Genomic DNA, 16,617 nt, shown 5'->3' on the forward strand with positions numbered 1-16,617 from the left:
GGCCTCGCGTTTGAAATCATCGCTGAAGTAGCGCTTGGCTTTGTATTTCATGACACCTTCTCTCCAAATGAAGGTGTCTACTTTTTCCGGGGCATTCCATTTTCGTAGCTCGTAGCTCGTAGCTCGTAGCTCACTCAGCGTAGGTACAAAACCCCTGCGCCCCCAGGTTCACCGTGGTAGAGCACTCCCACTCAATACGCTGCATGCCCCCTTCCACCGGCCAGGTGGTTAGCTGATGGCCATCCAGACGGCCCGCCAGCTCCAGTTTCAACATGCCACCATCCAGTAGATACGCCCGCTTTATGCGTTTGCCGATCACCTGCTCCTGGGCCACCCCCATATCCGTCAGGCTGTCTGGCCAGGTGCCACCGGACAGATAGTATTCCGTCATATGCATGCGCAAGGCATTGACCGTGCTGAAGGTCTGGGCCAGTTCGGAACGATCCCGGCTGCTGCTGAATAACTCCCAGGTTTTCGGGTCAATCCCAGGCGGCGGCGCATCCCTGGGTTCACTGGGTGATGCCGGGGTTTCAGGAATGGCGACACGCCGGGCAAGGGCATCGATGTCCCCTTCGTAGCGGGCGCGCAGGGAACAGCGACTGCCCGTCCAGCGTTGCCCCTGCAGGGACGGCGTCTCGGTTTGCAGCTGGCTCAGGTAAGCGTCCCGGAGCAATGATTCCGGCCTGTCCTGTTTCTTGTAGGCCTGCTGGCGCTGCCGGTATTCATCCGTGGCCGCGATCACACTGAGCAAGCTGACGTGAAGCTCTTCGGTCATCAACTGTAGGGCACGGCCACAGACTTGCTGCTCGGTTTCTCCCTGCCCGGCCCGCTCCACCTTGGCAAGGGCCAGTGACATGGCCATGACCGGCGCCCCCAGCACCAGTAACATAGCCGCAATAACAATACGCATCCCTTCCCCCCTTTGCTTCCCTTACAAAGCTGTCTAGCAAGACCAAGCAACCCCGAAGCAGCACCAGCATGGCGACGCGCTATTTTTTGTTTTTAGCGTCCGCCGTCATGCGCCTGGCATCCAGCGTTTCTATTTCTGGCTCAACTCCACCACCGCCTCAATAAAGACCCTGGCGTGCTCCGGATCCACCTGCGGTGTAATACCATGCCCCAGATTGAAAATATGCCCGGGATGATCACCAAAATCATCGAGGATACGTTTTACTTCAGCCCGGATCGCCTCAGGCGAGGCGTAAAGCACGGCCGGATCCATGTTGCCCTGCAGGGCGACCTTGTCCCCCACGCGCCGACGCGCGTCTCCAATATTGATAGTCCAGTCCAGCCCCAGTGCATCACAGCCGGTGGCCGCCATGGATTCGAGCCACAAGCCGCCGTTCTTGGTAAACAGGATAACGGGCACCTTCCGGCCCTCGTTGTCACGGATCAGGCCGTCCACAATCTGCTGCATGTAACGCAGGGAGAATTCTTTATAGGCTTCTGCCGACAGCGCTCCGCCCCAGGTATCAAAAATCTGTACAACCTGGGCGCCATGACGAATTTGCGCGTTCAGGTAAGACGTCACTGACTGGGCCAGCTTGTTCAGCAGGGCATGGGCCACGTCAGGCTGACTGTAGACCATGGCCTTGAGATGGCGGAAATCCTTGCTGGAGCCGCCTTCCACCATGTAGGTGGCCAGCGTCCAGGGGCTACCGGAAAAGCCGATCAGAGGAACGCGGCCGTTCAGGGCTCCACGAATGGTGCTCACCGCCTTCATCACGTAACCCAGATCGGTTTCCGCATCGGGAATCGGCAAGGCGGCCACATCCGCCTCAGTGCGCACCACCTTCCTGAATTTCGGCCCTTCCCCGGTTTCGAAGTACAAACCCAGCCCCATGGCATCGGGGATGGTCAGGATGTCGGAGAACAGGATCGCCGCGTCCAGCGGGTAACGCTCCAGCGGCTGCAGCGTCACTTCACAGGCCAGATCCGCATTCCTGCACAGATCCATGAAGGACCCGGCATGTTCACGGGCAGCCCGGTATTCCGGCAGATAGCGACCCGCCTGGCGCATCATCCAGATGGGGGTGCGGTCTACCGACTCACGGTTCAAGGCACGGAGGAAGCGATCGTTTTGCAGGGGAGCGAAAGTCATTGTCAGTCCTAAATCCTGGCGGGACGCCCTATGCCTGAGGCCGGACGCTCAACCCGCTTCTGATAGCATTGCGGCTCCGCAAAGAGTCTCTGCGGAGCCGCAACATTTCTGGCACTACTGTTTTAAAGCGTCTGACGTCAGGCGTCCAGCCTTAGGCGTGATTAAACATCCAGGTAATCAAGGATCCCTTTGGCCGCTTCACGGCCTTCCCAGATGGCCGTCACCACCAAGTCGGAACCACGCACCATGTCACCACCGGCAAAGATCTTCTCATTGCTGGTCTGGAACGGGAATGCCTGCTCCTCGATCGCCATAACGCGGCCGGAATCATCGGTGTTGATGCTCTTCGCATCAAACCAGTCCGCCGGGCTGGGGCGGAAGCCGAACGCCACGATCACCGCATCCGCCGGCAGAATTTCTTCACTGCCCGGGATCGGCTCAGGGCGGCGGCGACCATTGTTATCCGCCTCACCCAGCCGGGTTTCCACTACCTTGACGCCAACAACCTTGCCATCTTCACCCACCACTTCAATGGGCTGACGATTGAACAGGAATTGCACGCCCTCTTCCTTGGCATTGGCCACTTCCTTGCGAGAACCCGGCATGTTTTCTTCATCACGACGGTAGGCACAGCTGACACTTTCCGCCTGCTGGCGGATAGAGGTGCGGTTGCAGTCCATGGCGGTATCACCACCACCCAGCACCACCACACGCTTGCCCTGCATATTGATGAAGTCGGCTTCGTCTTTTTCAAAGCCCAGGTTACGGTTGGCATTGGAAATCAGGAACGGCAGCGCTTCAAACACGCCGTCCAGCTCTTCACCCGGGAAGCCGCCTTTCATGTAGGTATAAGTACCCATGCCCATGAAGACCGCATCGTATTCGTCGAGCAGCTCATCGATGGTGATATCCTTGCCCACTTCTACGCCCAGGCGGAATTCCACACCCATGCCTTCAAACACTTCACGGCGCTTGGCCATGACCGGTTTTTCCAGCTTGAACTCGGGAATGCCGAAGGTGAGCAGGCCGCCAATTTCTTCATAGCGGTCGAACACTACCGGCTTCACACCGCTACGTACCAGCACATCAGCACAGCCAATGCCGGCAGGGCCTGCACCGATCACCGCCACTTTCTTGTCGGTCCACACCACCTTGGACATGTCTGGGCGCCAGCCCATGGCCAGCGCCGTATCGGTGATGTACTTCTCGGTGGCACCAATGGTCACTGCACCAAAACCGTCGTTCAGGGTACAAGCCCCTTCACACAGACGATCCTGAGGACATACCCGGCCACAGACTTCCGGCAGGGAGTTGGTCTGGTGACTCAGCTCCACCGCTTCCAACAGGTTGCCTTCGCTGATCAGCTTCAACCAGTTGGGAATGTAGTTATGGACCGGACACTTCCATTCACAGTACGGGTTACCGCAATGCAGGCAGCGGTGTGCCTGATGCTCTACTTCCCGGGTTTCAAACGGGTAGTAAATTTCTTCGTACTTGTGTTTGCGGTCTTCAATGTCCTTTTTCTTCGGATCGTGCCGGGGCACGTCGAGAAACTGGAAATTATTGCTCAAACGTTCAGCCATGGTATCCCCCGTTATGCCGGATTGGCGCGCGTGCTCTGCAGCAGGTTTTCCAGGCTTGCGGCCTTGGGCTTAACCAGCCAGAACTTGCGGCTCATGGCATCAAAGTTGTCCAGAATGTACTGGCCCCATTCGCTACCAGTCTCTTCCACGTAATCTGCGATTACGCCGCGCAGGTGACTGCGGTGAGACTCGGTGGCTTCGGAACTGATGCGATGCAATTCGATCAGCTCCGGGTTGATGCGGTCGAAGAAATCATTGTCTTCGTCCAGAACGAAGGCGAAACCGCCGGTCATGCCCGCACCAAAGTTGTGGCCAGTGCGGCCCAGCACGGTGATGGAGCCACCGGTCATGTATTCGCAGCAGTGATCGCCAGCGCCTTCCACGATGGCGTGTGCCCCGGAGTTACGCACCCCGAAACGCTCGCCCGCGGTGCCGGCAGCGTACAGCTTGCCGCCGGTGGCACCGTAGAGGCAGGTATTGCCGATGATGGCGGTTTCCTGGCTCTTGAACGGGCTGCCATTGGGCGGACGAATCACCAGCTTGCCGCCGGCCATGCCTTTGCCCACGTAGTCGTTGGCGTCGCCTTCAATATACATATGCAGGCCGCCGGCGTTGAACACACCGAAGCTCTGCCCGGCGGTACCGGTAAAGCGAACCTTGATCGGCGCGGTCTCCATGCCCAGATTGCCGTGCTGCTTGGCAATCTCACCGGACACACGGGCGCCCACGGAGCGATCACAGTTGGTGATCTCGTAATGGAACGAGCCACCAGATTTACTCTCGATGGCGGTGCCCATGTCAGCCACCATCTTCTGGCTCAGCACAGCCTTGTCGAACGGCTCGTTGCGGGTCACCTGACAATGGGTGGGCTTGTCTGCCGGCACCAGGTCATTGCGCAGAATCGGGGTCAGGTCCAGCTTGCCCTGGCGCGCGGTTTCGCCTTCCAGCACTTTCAGCAGGTCGGTACGGCCGATCAGCTCGGGGATGCTCTTCACACCCAGCAGCGCCAGCAATTCACGCACTTCCTGAGCCACAAAGGTGAAGTAGTTGATCAGCAGTTCCGGCGCACCAATGAAGTGCTCCTTGCGCAGATCTTCACGCTGGGTAGCCACACCGGTAGCGCAGTTGTTCAGGTGACAGATCCGCAGGTACTTACAGCCCAGCACGATCATCGGCACGGTACCGAAACCGAAGGACTCGGCCCCCAGAATCGCCGCCTTGATCACGTCCAGGCCGGTCTTCAGACCGCCGTCTGTCTGCAGGCGAATCTTGTCGCGCAGGTCGTTACCCCGCAGCGCCTGATGCGCTTCCGCCAGGCCCAGCTCCCAGGGGGAACCGGCGTAGCGGATGGAGGTCAGCGGGCTCGCCGCGGTGCCACCGTCGTAACCGGAAATAGTGATCAGATCCGCGTAGGCTTTCGCGACACCGGACGCCACCGTACCGACACCGGGTTCGGACACCAGCTTCACAGACACCTGCGCATCCGGGTTGACCTGCTTGAGATCAAAGATCAGCTGGGACAGATCCTCAATGGAGTAGATGTCATGGTGCGGCGGCGGTGAAATCAGAGTAACACCGGGCACGGAATGGCGCAGGCGCGCAATCAGCGCATTCACCTTGCCACCGGGCAGCTGGCCACCTTCACCGGGCTTGGCGCCCTGAGCCACCTTGATCTGCAGCACTTCGGCGTTGACCAGATAATGCGGGGTCACACCGAAACGGCCAGAGGCGATCTGCTTGATCTTGGACACACGCTCGGTGCCATAACGGGCCGGGTCTTCCCCGCCCTCGCCTGAATTGGAACGGCCACCCAGACGGTTCATTGCCGTGGCAATGGCTTCGTGGGCTTCCGGGCTCAACGCCCCCAGAGACATACCAGCGGAATCGAAGCGCAGCAGGATATTTTCCAGCGGCTCCACTTGATCCACGTCGATGGCGTCCACGTCATCGCGCAGGGCAAACAGATCACGCAGGGTCGCCACCGGACGCTTGTTAACCAGCTCGGCGTACTCTTTGTACGCGTCGTAGTCGCTGTCCTGGGTGGCGCGGTGCAGGGCGTAGATCACGTCCGGATTGAAGGCGTGATATTCCTTGCCGTGGATATACTTGAGGATGCCGCCCGCATCGATGGGCTTGCGTTGCTTCCAGGCATCCTTGGCCAGGTTTTGCTGGTCTTCCTGGAAATCCTCGAAGCCCGCACCTTGAATCCGGCTGGGAACACCTCGGAAACACAACTCTACCACTTCGCTGTTGATGCCGATGGCTTCAAACAGCTGGGCACCCCGGTAGGAGGTAATGGTGGAGATCCCCATCTTGGAGAGAATCTTCATCAGGCCCTTGTTGATGCCTTTACGGAAGTTCTTTTGCAGCTCCACCGCATCGCCCAGCAATTCGCCGGAACGCACCATGTCAGCGATCACGTCATAGGCCAGATACGGATACACTGCGGTGGCACCGAAACCGAACAGCACAGCAAAGTGATGGGAATCACGCACCGTGGCGGTTTCCACGATGATGTTGGCGTCGGAGCGCAGACCTTGTTCGGTCAGGTAATGATGCACCGCCCCCGTAGCCATCAAGGCATGGATGGTGAGCTTGTCCTGGGCAATGCCATGGTCACTCAGCACCAAAATCACATTGCCATCGCGTACCGCCGTTTCCGCTTGCTGACACAGATCCAGCACCGCCTGCTTGAGGCCGATCTCGGCGTCATAGTGCAGGCTCAGCTTGGCCGTCTGATAACCCGGACGCTCGATGTTGATCAGGTTGGTGAACTTGGAGTGCGACAGCACCGGGGTAGAAAGAATCGCCCGGTCGGCATGGTCCGCAGTCTCTTCGAACACATTACGCTCGGCGCCCACACAGGTTTCCAGGCTCATTACGATGGCTTCGCGCAGCGGATCGATGGGCGGGTTGGTGACCTGGGCAAACTGCTGGCGGAAGTAGTCGAACAGGGAACGCTCGCGACGGGAGAGTACCGCCATAGGCGTATCATCGCCCATGGAGCCGGTGGCTTCCTGGCCGGATTCTGCCAACGGGCGCAGCACCTGATCACGCTCTTCAAAGCTGATCTGGAAGAATTTCTGGTAGCTGAGCAGATCCTGCGGGTCCACCTCATCGGTACGCCCCACTTCGTGGTCGTAGTCCGCTTCGATGCGCAGCGCGTTGCTTTTCAGCCAGTCACGGTAGGGGTGACGCACTTTCAGACGGTTATCGATGTCCTTGGTGTGCAGCACCTCGCCGGTTTCGGTGTCGATAGCCAGAATCTGGCCTGGCCCAACACGGCCCTTGGCCACCACGTCTTCCGGCTTGTAGCTGTAAACGCCGATTTCCGAGGCCAGGGTAATAAAGCCATTCTTGGTAACCACCCAGCGGGCCGGGCGCAGACCGTTGCGGTCGAGCATACAGACAGCGTAACGGCCGTCCGTCATTACCAGACCGGCAGGGCCATCCCAGGGCTCCATGTGCATGGAGTTATATTCGTAGAAGGCACGCAGATCCGCATCCATGGTTTCCACGTTCTGCCAGGCAGGCGGAATCATCATGCGCACGGCACGGAACAGGTCCATGCCCCCGGCCAGCAAGATTTCCAGCATGTTATCCATGCTGGAAGAGTCCGACCCGGTGCGGTTAACCAGCGGGCTCAGTTCTTCCAGGCCCGGCAGCAACTCATTCTCGAACTTGTTTTCCCGAGCCAGTGCCCAGTTCCGGTTACCCTGCACGGTGTTGATCTCACCGTTATGGGCCAGGTAACGGAACGGCTGGGCCAGCGGCCACTGGGGCAGCGTGTTGGTGGAAAAGCGCTGGTGGAAAACGACAATCGCCGTTTCCATGGCGCTGTCGCCCAAGTCCGGGAAGAACACCGGCAGATCCACCGGCATCATCAGGCCTTTGTAAGACATGACAGAGGCGGACAGGGAACAGATATAGAAGTAGCCGTCGTTCTCGATGGCTTTTTCCGCATGGCGACGGGCAAAGAACAACCGACGGTTCAGCTCCTGCTCGGAGTTGCCGTCTGCCGCCACCATCACCTGCCAGAACCCCGGCAAGGACGCACGCGCCAGATCACCCAGGCAGGCCGGATCGGTAGGCACTTCGCGCCAGCCGAGCACGGCAACACCCTGGGCTTCCAGGGCCGCATTGATTGCGCTCTTCTGCTGCTCGGACTGATCCGCGTCCGGGTGGGTAAATACCATCCCCACACCGTAATTGTCCGGCAACGTAATGGATTGCTCTTCCGCGACCTTGCGGAAGAAAGAATCGGGTTTCTTAAGCAACAGACCGCAGCCATCACCGGTTTTTCCGTCGGCATTAATGCCGCCCCGGTGTGTCATGCACGTAAGTGCTTCAATAGCAGTTTGCAGAAGCTCGTGGCTGGCCTGGCCCTCCATATGGGCGATCAGACCAAAACCACAGTTGTCCCGGAATTCTCCGGGCTCAGTGAGCCCCCGCACCAGCGTTGAGTTCTGCTGCATGAAAACCTTTCCTCTTGAAATTCAGAGACTTACAGAAGGCAAATGGCGTCAAGAAAACGGTGACGGCAAAAAAGGGATATGCATTCTACACATTGCGCGCTTGGGCGACAAATTGAACAGTCACCCAAGGCGCTTTTTCATGCTTAAAGTTCGCCGCGAACATCGCCCATCTTGCGAGGAAAAGGCCCCGCTGAGCGTAACTTTGCTGGCAACGTCGACTTTGCATCAAGCGCTGCCTGGCGGCTGGAATAGTCCCCGGCGAGCACCAGAAACACGGTTTTTCCATTCCGTTTGGCCGGATAATAGGCGCCCTTACGATCCAGCTGATCCAGCACCGCACGGGCATTGGCCTCTTGGCTGGTGGCGGTAATCTGCAGAAACCAGCGATTGTCATCCAGCGCCGCGAGCCAGGCCGCCTGATTATACCCTGAGGTTTCGGCTGGTGCTTTTTCTTGCTCCGATTGCGAAGCAGCTTTGCTCTCCACCTTTTCTGGCTTCACTGACGCAGATTCATCCGGCTTGTCAGGTGCCGGCGCCACCGCCACTTCCTGTTGAGCCTGAGCTGGAGAAGATTGCATAACCGGATCAGTCACTGGCGCCAGCTGTACATTGCTGTTCGGCGCAGCCTCAACCTTGCTTTCTTCGTCTTCCGGCTCCGCCCCGATATCCTCAAGACGCGCCACCGGCTCCATGGTCGGCTTCAGCGGTGTAACCCCGGGCTCCTGGGGCGCAATCTCTTGCTGTTTCGACGGCACCGACTCCGGCACAGGCAAAGCCAACTCGCGGGAATCCTGCGCCGCATCCTCATCATCACCGCCAGAAAGCACTGACCACAAGAGGATCACCACCAACAACAGGCCCACAACAGCAGCCCCGTGACGCCAGGGAGCAGTGGCACGGGACGCTGGCGCCGTATCAGCCGGCGGCACAGGCGCTTCGGCATCAACATGATTATCGTCATCTTCATCATCGCTGGAGCGCGCGGAAAAGCCCGGCATATCACTCATGTCGTCATCGGTCTCACCCGCTTCATCGGCGCTGTCCTGGCTGTGCGTGGCCGCCCCCACCGGCACCGCCGCAGCGGACCCCCGGGTACCCTGCAACAGCCCCAGCAGAGCACCCGGCAACCCCTCACTACGGTGCGCCAGCCGCTCTGATTCGTCCTCATCCAGCTCCTCGCCAACAACAAACCAGGCAAAATCCTGCACATCATCCGCATTCAATGTTGGCAGATCCAGCACGTCATCCACGGTAAAGTCCACGGACTTGAGCGCTTCGACGGTGCCCGGCAGCCCCCCAAACAGGTAGCACAACCGCGCGCCCAGTTTCTGCTTGAGGGCCGCCATGGTGGTCAGCGCATCCGCTCTCACGTCTTCACTGTTATCCACCACCACCACCAGGCGACCATCACTCAGGGTGTCACGCAGCATTTGCGGCAGGTCAGCGCGGTCAATATCGAAATGACGCAGCAACGCGTCGACCACCACATTGGCATCATGGGGCTCACTGCCATCGATGCGAACCACTTCCATGTCGGCCAGCAGCGCCATCACTGCCTGCCCGAGCAGAGTAGACACACCGCTGCCCGTGTCGCCTTCTATAGCCACTACCGAGCCCAGCCCGGCATGGGCGGTCATGGCATCCAGGAAATCCCCTCGCGAGGCCCCGCTATAGAAACGTTCGTCATCATGCTCCACAAAAAGCCTCCAGCGTTTTTTGCAATGCCGCTTCATCATAGTCGGCTGTTACCACAGCCTTACCCAGCGCGTGCAACAGCACAAGGCGTAACTGGCCGTTATGAACCTTCTTGTCCATGGCCATTAGATCGACAAATTGTTCCGGCGTCATATCTTTAGGGGCCGCCACAGGCAGCCCCCAGGCGGACAGCAACGCCACCACGCCCGGCTCCAGATCATCCGGCACCCAGCCAAGCTCAGCCGACATCCTGATCGCCATCAACATGCCCACGGCTACCGCCTCGCCATGCAACCACTGACTGTAGCCCGTAGCCGTCTCGATCGCGTGCCCGAAGGTATGCCCCAGATTCAACAGGGCACGATTGCCCTGCTCGGTTTCATCGTCCGCCACCACCTGCGCCTTGTTTTCGCAGCTACGGAAGATGGCCTCGGAGATGACCGACTCTTCTCTGGACAACAGCTTGCTGTTATTGGTTTCCAGCCACTGGTAGAAATCCGGATCACGGATCAGGCCATATTTGACGACTTCCGCGTAACCGGCAGCCAGCTCCCGCTCCGGCAGAGTACCGAGAACGTCGGTATCGATCAGCACAAGTCTCGGCTGATGAAAGGCCCCGATCATGTTCTTGCCACGGGGGTGATTTACCGCCGTCTTGCCCCCCACGGACGAGTCCACCTGTGCCAGCAGCGTGGTCGGCACCTGAATAAAATCCACACCACGCTGATAGCAGGCCGCCGCAAAGCCCACCATGTCACCAACCACACCGCCTCCCAGCGCGATCAACGTGGTCGTGCGCGAATGACGTTTAGCCATCAAGGCATCGAAAAGGGTTTCCAGGGTGTCCAGGGTCTTGTATTTCTCACCGTCAGGGAGAATCAACGTATCGCACTGGATCGCGGAGAACTGCGCCTCCAGCGCCGCCAGATAAAGCGGGGCGATGGTTTCATTGGTGACAATCATCACCTGATTACCGCGTACCTGCTCGGCCAGGGGGAAAGACGACAGCAAGCCGGCCCCGATATGAATAGGGTAACTCCGCTCGGCCAAGGCCACCTGAAGTGTGCGCATTACAGCTCCCACAAACGATAATTCAGCAAAACAGACCAGAGATCAGCCCGGCAATTGCCTGCATTATCCTTGTGGGTGAGAGTCCAAACAAGCGAGCACGTCGTCGGCGACTTTTTTCAGGTTGCCAGATGCGGTCGAGACAACATGGTGAGCCACCTGCCGGTAGAGCGGATCGCGCTCAGCGAACAGGGCCTCAAGCCGCGCCCTGGGGTCTGCCGTTTGCAGCAGCGGGCGGCCTTTGTCATTGCGGGTGCGCGCCAGCTGAACCTCTACCGGCGTCCACAGGTAGACCACACAACCGCGCTCATGGAGAAAGGTACGATTTTCCGGGGTCACCACAACCCCACCCCCGGTCGCCAGCACGATGCCGGACTCCCGGGTCAATTCGTCAATAACATCCTGCTCTCGCCGCCGGAAGCCCGCCTCGCCTTCCATATCGAAGATCCAGGGAATGTCCGCACCGGTCTTCTCCTCAATGACACGATCAGAGTCGAAAAACGGGCGATCCAGCAGCTGGGCAAGATGCCGGCCCAGGGTGCTTTTACCTGCACCCATGGGCCCGACAAGAATCAAAGGAACAACAGAATTAGTCTTGATCACCGATTAGCCAAAGCATCCTTCATCAACCGTGGCGTAATAAAGATCAGCAGCTCCTGCTTGTTATCACGATTGACGGTCTTCTTGAACAGGTTACCAATCCACGGCAAGTCACCCAGGAAAGGCGTCTTGGTCACGGAATTGATCTTCTCCTGCTGGAAGATACCACCAAGCACCACCGTCTCGCCATCATTGACCAACACAGAGGTTTCCACCCGATTGGTATTGATCGCGGCAGAGCCGTCGGAACTGAAGGAGTCGTTATTCACTTTCAGCGTCATGATGATATTGCCATCCGGCGTGATATGCGGGGTTACCTCCAGGCGCAGCTCCGCTTCCACGAAGTCGATGGAAGTGGCACCGGAGGACGTGGCCACCTCAAAGGGCACCTGCTGGCCGGACGCAATCACCGCCGGCTGCTGATCCGCTGTCAACACCTTCGGCGTCGCCACCAGCTCACCATGGCCTTCCGCTTCCAGCGCAGAAAGCTCAAGCTCAATCAGGCCGGAGGCGAGAGAGGTGAAGCCGACAGCAAATCGCGAAGCACTGGCAGAATCCACACCCAGATCAACGATCAGGTCATCACCGTTCTCCGCCTCTTCAAACTCAAAGTCATCCGGCCCAAATTCCACATCATCGGGGTGCCCCGTACCAGGGTCAGGGTACGCAATGGTGGCATCAATATTGGTCTGATGCAGATTACGCAAAGACTGCAAACGGCCGGACACACCATAAGTTCGCCCATCTTCGAGCATTTGTTCCGTGTCAAAACCGAGCCCCCCCCAACGAACACCAAACTCGTCAGTGACATCATTCGTGGCCACCACAACGCGGGCTTCGATAAGTACCTGCTGAACCGGAATATCCAGCTGATCAATCAGCTCACGGATTTCCTCCAGCTTTGCCTGGGTATCCTGAACAATCAGCGTATTTGTGCGCTGATCCACAACCACGGAGCCACGACTTGAGACCAGCGCCTCGCCCTTACCCCCAGCGTTGGAAATCAACCCTTTCAACTCTGACGCGTTGGCATAGTTGATATTGATGTACTGGGTACGCAGCGGCGCCAGGGCCTCAATTTTCTTCTGGCTTTCCAGCTCCAGTTGTTCACGGGCGGCAATCTCATCCGCAGGCGCAACCAGCAGGACATTCCCCACCTGGCGCTTATCCAGCCCCTTGGTTTTCAGAATCAATTCGAGCGCCTGATCCCAGGGCACATTCTGCAAGCGCAAAGTAATGCGGCCACTAACGGTGTCAGAAGCAACCAGGTTCAGGCCGGTGAAATCAGCAATCAGCTGAAGCACAGAACGGACCTCAATATCCTGAAAATTCAAGGACAGCTTTTCACCCGTGTACTCAAAAGCGTCTTTTTTCTTTCGTGCCGCTTCTGCCTTGCTAACCGGTTTAACATTAATGCTGAATTCGTTGTCCGCCTGATAGGCCAGATACTCCCATACCCCGGTCGGCTCAATAACCACCATGGTGCTACCCTCGGCTGACTGGGTCTCCACCATCTTGACCGGCGTCGCAAAATCAGTCACATCCAGTTTCCGCACCAGCTCATTGGGCACGCCAGCCCCGACAAATCGGGCCACAATCTTGCCGCCCTCTTCCTTCACATCGACGGGAATCGAGGGCTCTGACAACTTGATAATCACACGACCTTCGCCGCTATCACCACGCCGAAAATCAACACCGGTTACCGCCGCTTCACCACTGTAATCATCACCTTGAACCGCCTGGTTCTGCTTATCCACCTGATCGTTACCCAACAGAACGATCAGATCACTCCCTTCAGCGCGGGTAGAATACCCGGTTAACGATTCCAGATTAAAAATCAGTCGTGTCCGGTCTTTTGCTTCAACGATGGTCACACTGCGGGCATTGCCCGAACCGAGATTTTGCCGCTTGCCAGCGATATCCGTATCGGCCCCAACAAGATCCAGAGCAATCCGGGCAGGCTGCTCAATACTGTATCCCTTTACTTCAGGCACCCCCCCCTCAAACTTCAAGCGCACTTCCATTCCATCACCGGACAGAGAGTTCGCCTCGATCGACTTCAGTGTATCTGCGCCCGCAACCATAGAGAGAACCGACAGCACCCCTACAGAAAACAGCCCCGCCAGACGCCGGGAAGCGCTCTTTTTTATTGTCAATTTTGCACATTTCATAACTGGGTCCCCAGCGACTATTATTCGGAAATCGAGACGTTACTGGCGCGTTCCACCCAGCCATCTCGACCATCCGGTACGATTTCAATCAAACTTACCTTGGCTTCGTTAACCTGCTTGACCAAGCCAAAATTCTTCCCCATATGGCTACCCGGTTTGACCCGAGTCACCGCCCCCGAAGGGTCAGAAACAAGCGCCTGGAGCGGCTCGCCAGGCTTACTAATGGTGCCAACCATTTTTAGCGTATCCAGCGAGAAACGCTCCAGATACTCTTTCGGGCGCCCCATATCCGGCTCTACCTTGCGACCATCCGGCACCACCAGCAGCTCCTGATCCTGCGGCGGACTGAATGGAGAGCGAAGCTTATGCGCCGCATACGAATAGGAGGCAATAGGCTTGAATTCAGGCGGCGGCTCAATCCGCCCCCGAGGCCTTGCCTTGATTTCCTGGAGACGCGCATCCAGCTCCGACAAATTGGCGCTGGAACCACAGCCGGCAAGCCCGAACAAGGCAACGCAAGCAACAAAAAGAAAGACTATTTTTTTCATTATCTCACGCCCCCTTATTTATTCTTGCCAGAAGAATTAGCACCACTCGCTGCACCATCCTTACTGGAATATCGGTAGGTTTTGGCCGTGATATCCATTCTCAGCAACCCCAAAGCAGCCAGATTCTTATTGCTCTCTGATGGCCGCGTAATAGTGAAATCATGCAGAGTCACAATACGAGGCAACGACGCCACACCCGACACGAATGAACCAAAACCATGATAGTCACCGATCACCTGAATATTGATTGGAAGCTCTGCATAGAACTCCTTTTCAATTTCATTTCTCAGTTCGATATTTTCAAATTCCAGCCCGCTTCCCAGCCCCGTATGGGTAATATCTTCAAGCAAGCCAGGCACCTCGGTATCTTTCGGCAGCTGTTTGAGAAGAGCCCCAAATGTCTGCTCCATTTCAGCCAACTGCTTACGGAACTGATCAAGGTTATGAGCCTCAAAGGCCTTCTTTTCGTACGCCTGCAACAAGGTAGATTCTTCGCGCTGCTGCTGATCAAGCGCCTGATTTGCGTCACTAATCGACAGGAAGTATCCAAGCGCAACAACCGCTACCAAAACCAAAACAGCAGCACCAATTTTGATTGGCGTGGGCCACCCTCCCACATTCTCGAAATCCAGACTGTTGAGTTCATCCATCAACTCGCCCAGATCCAAATTTTTCAGCTCAGAGGCTTTCATTGTTTTTCTCCCTCTTTATTGCTGCTCAGAGAAGCCTGCTTGACGGTTAGTGTGAAACTGTTGGCTTGAGAGCCATCCTCAAGCGCCGTCACATTCTGCAGATTTGCACTCTGGAACCAGGATGATTCATCCAGGTTGCGCATCAGACGGGAAATTCGGTTGTTACTTTCGGCCACACCATCAACGGTATAGAGGTCTCCGACTCGCTTGATTTCATTGTAGAAGACCCCGTCCGGAAGCGTCTTCACCAATTCATCGAATACGTAAACGATGGTCGGCCGGTTGCCCTGCAGATTCTGAATAACCTCCATTCTCGCCACCAACTCATCACGGCGAGACCTCAGCTCCTTGATCTCTTTGATCTTTTCATCCAGTTCTGCAGAACGGGTCTGAATATGGCTATTGCGAGCACGCTGATCGGTGATTTGCTGATCCACGTACCCTTTCCACATCCAGAAAATGCATCCCCCCACAATCGCCGCGAGAACCAACATCATGACGAATTCCTGCTGACGCTGCTTGCGGCGCTCTTCGCGCCAGGGCAACAGGTTAATTGTTGTTGTCATTGGTCAAAGCTCCTCAATGCCAGGCCGCAGGCAATCATCAATGCCGGGGCATCATTGGCAATGGCAGAGGCACTCACCTTGTTTGCCAACGCCATGTCACTGAACGGATTGGCCACAGAACAGCCCGCCCCCACTTTCTCCTGAATCAGATCACCCAGATCGGCGATCGAGGCAGAGCCACCTGCCAGCAGGATGTAATCCACTTCATTGAACTGGGTGGAGCCATAGAAAAACTGCAGGGAACGATTCACCTGCTGAACGATGGCGTCCTTGAACGGCTGCAGCACTTCGCTTTCATAATCATCGGGGAGCTCGCCGGTTTTCTTGGCAAGGCCAGCCTCTTCCATGGAAATACCGTAGCGGCGCTGGATTTCCTCGGTAAGCTGCTTGCCACCAAAGAGCTGTTCACGGGTATAAACACTGCGCCCCTGATGGAACACGTTCAACGTGGTCATGGTGGCGCCGATATCAAATACCGCCACGGTTTCCAGCTCATCCGAGTTCGGCAAACCAGCCTGGATCAACTGGAAAGCACGCTCCATGGCGTACGCTTCCACATCCACCGCTTTCGGTTGCAGGCCACCGATTTCCAGTGCATCAGTGCGCATCTCCACGTTTTCGGTACGTGAAGCCGCAACCAGCACCTCTACCCGCTCATCGTTATTTTCCACCGGCCCCACGACCTGAAAGTCCATGCGAACTTCATCCATGGGATAAGGGATATACTGGTCGGCCTCGGACTTGAGCTGCATTTCCAATGCATCCTCGTCCAGATCCGCATCCATTTCGATGAGTTTGGTGATCACCGCGGAACCGGACACCGCCACCGCCGCGGTTTTCACCCCGGGGCGCGCACGGCTGACCAGGCGGGCAATGGCATCGCCCACACCTTCCACGTCGCTGATGTTTTTCTCGACAACCGCATTGGCCGGCAGAGGTTCAACCCCATAGCTCTCGACCTTGTAGCGGCCCCCTGATTTGGACAGTTCCAGCAGCTTGACCGCCGTGGAGCTGATGTCGATCCCCAGTAGTGTCTGGGCCTTTTTTCTGAGGAAAGGCAGCACTGTCGTCGTCCCGTCTGGTTATTATTGAAGTGTTTTTTCTTGCTAAAGATACAC

Annotated in this window: 12 protein-coding genes; all 12 read right to left on the reverse strand. The window is 57.3% G+C overall.

Annotated features, from left to right (window positions below; translation table 11 throughout):
- Positions 1-130 precede the first annotated feature (130 nt).
- Positions 131-910 carry a pilin gene (locus COA55_RS13425; protein ID WP_290502573.1) on the reverse strand — a complete coding sequence of 260 codons (780 nt, stop codon included), beginning with the start codon at positions 908-910 and terminating at the stop codon, positions 131-133.
- Positions 911-1,039: 129 nt separating this feature from the next.
- Complete coding sequence (hemE, locus tag COA55_RS13430; RefSeq protein ID WP_063519328.1) at positions 1,040-2,101, reverse strand: uroporphyrinogen decarboxylase; 1,062 nt, start codon at positions 2,099-2,101, stop codon at positions 1,040-1,042.
- A 161-nt stretch (positions 2,102-2,262) separates the two neighbouring features.
- Positions 2,263-3,684: an FAD-dependent oxidoreductase gene (locus COA55_RS13435; RefSeq protein WP_063519327.1), complete on the reverse strand. Its 1,422-nt coding sequence runs from the start codon at positions 3,682-3,684 to the stop codon at positions 2,263-2,265.
- 11 nt (positions 3,685-3,695) lie between these two features.
- A complete protein-coding gene (gene gltB, locus COA55_RS13440) occupies positions 3,696-8,159 on the reverse strand; it encodes a glutamate synthase large subunit (RefSeq protein WP_063539115.1) in 4,464 nt (1,487 codons plus the stop codon).
- A gap of 143 nt (positions 8,160-8,302) precedes the next feature.
- On the reverse strand, positions 8,303-9,856 hold the full coding sequence (locus COA55_RS13445; protein ID WP_290502574.1) for an SPOR domain-containing protein: 1,554 nt from the start codon (positions 9,854-9,856) through the stop codon (positions 8,303-8,305).
- Entirely contained in the window at positions 9,846-10,925 is a 1,080-nt protein-coding gene (gene aroB / locus COA55_RS13450) for a 3-dehydroquinate synthase (protein WP_290502575.1), read from the reverse strand. Before aroB ends, COA55_RS13445 begins: the two co-directional genes overlap by 11 nt.
- Positions 10,926-10,988: 63 nt before the next feature.
- Positions 10,989-11,525: a shikimate kinase AroK gene (gene aroK, locus COA55_RS13455; RefSeq protein WP_363970633.1), complete on the reverse strand. Its 537-nt coding sequence runs from the start codon at positions 11,523-11,525 to the stop codon at positions 10,989-10,991.
- Positions 11,522-13,546 carry a type IV pilus secretin PilQ family protein gene (locus tag COA55_RS13460; protein WP_363970636.1) on the reverse strand — a complete coding sequence of 675 codons (2,025 nt, stop codon included), beginning with the start codon at positions 13,544-13,546 and terminating at the stop codon, positions 11,522-11,524. The genes aroK and COA55_RS13460 overlap by 4 nt, the downstream gene beginning before the upstream one ends.
- A gap of 167 nt (positions 13,547-13,713) precedes the next feature.
- Entirely contained in the window at positions 13,714-14,241 is a 528-nt protein-coding gene (locus COA55_RS13465) for a pilus assembly protein PilP (RefSeq protein WP_290502577.1), read from the reverse strand.
- A gap of 14 nt (positions 14,242-14,255) precedes the next feature.
- Complete coding sequence (locus tag COA55_RS13470) at positions 14,256-14,933, reverse strand: type 4a pilus biogenesis protein PilO (RefSeq protein WP_290502578.1); 678 nt, start codon at positions 14,931-14,933, stop codon at positions 14,256-14,258.
- Complete coding sequence (locus COA55_RS13475; RefSeq protein WP_290502579.1) at positions 14,930-15,499, reverse strand: PilN domain-containing protein; 570 nt, start codon at positions 15,497-15,499, stop codon at positions 14,930-14,932. Before COA55_RS13475 ends, COA55_RS13470 begins: the two co-directional genes overlap by 4 nt.
- The gene (locus COA55_RS13480) at positions 15,496-16,563 is read right to left on the reverse strand and encodes a pilus assembly protein PilM (protein WP_007148723.1); all 1,068 of its coding nucleotides are present in this window, start codon (positions 16,561-16,563) and stop codon (positions 15,496-15,498) included. The genes COA55_RS13475 and COA55_RS13480 overlap by 4 nt, the downstream gene beginning before the upstream one ends.
- Between the last annotated feature and the right edge of the window lie 54 nt (positions 16,564-16,617).

This window comes from Alcanivorax sp. (assembly GCF_002733835.1).
Taxonomy (GTDB): domain Bacteria; phylum Pseudomonadota; class Gammaproteobacteria; order Pseudomonadales; family Alcanivoracaceae; genus Alcanivorax.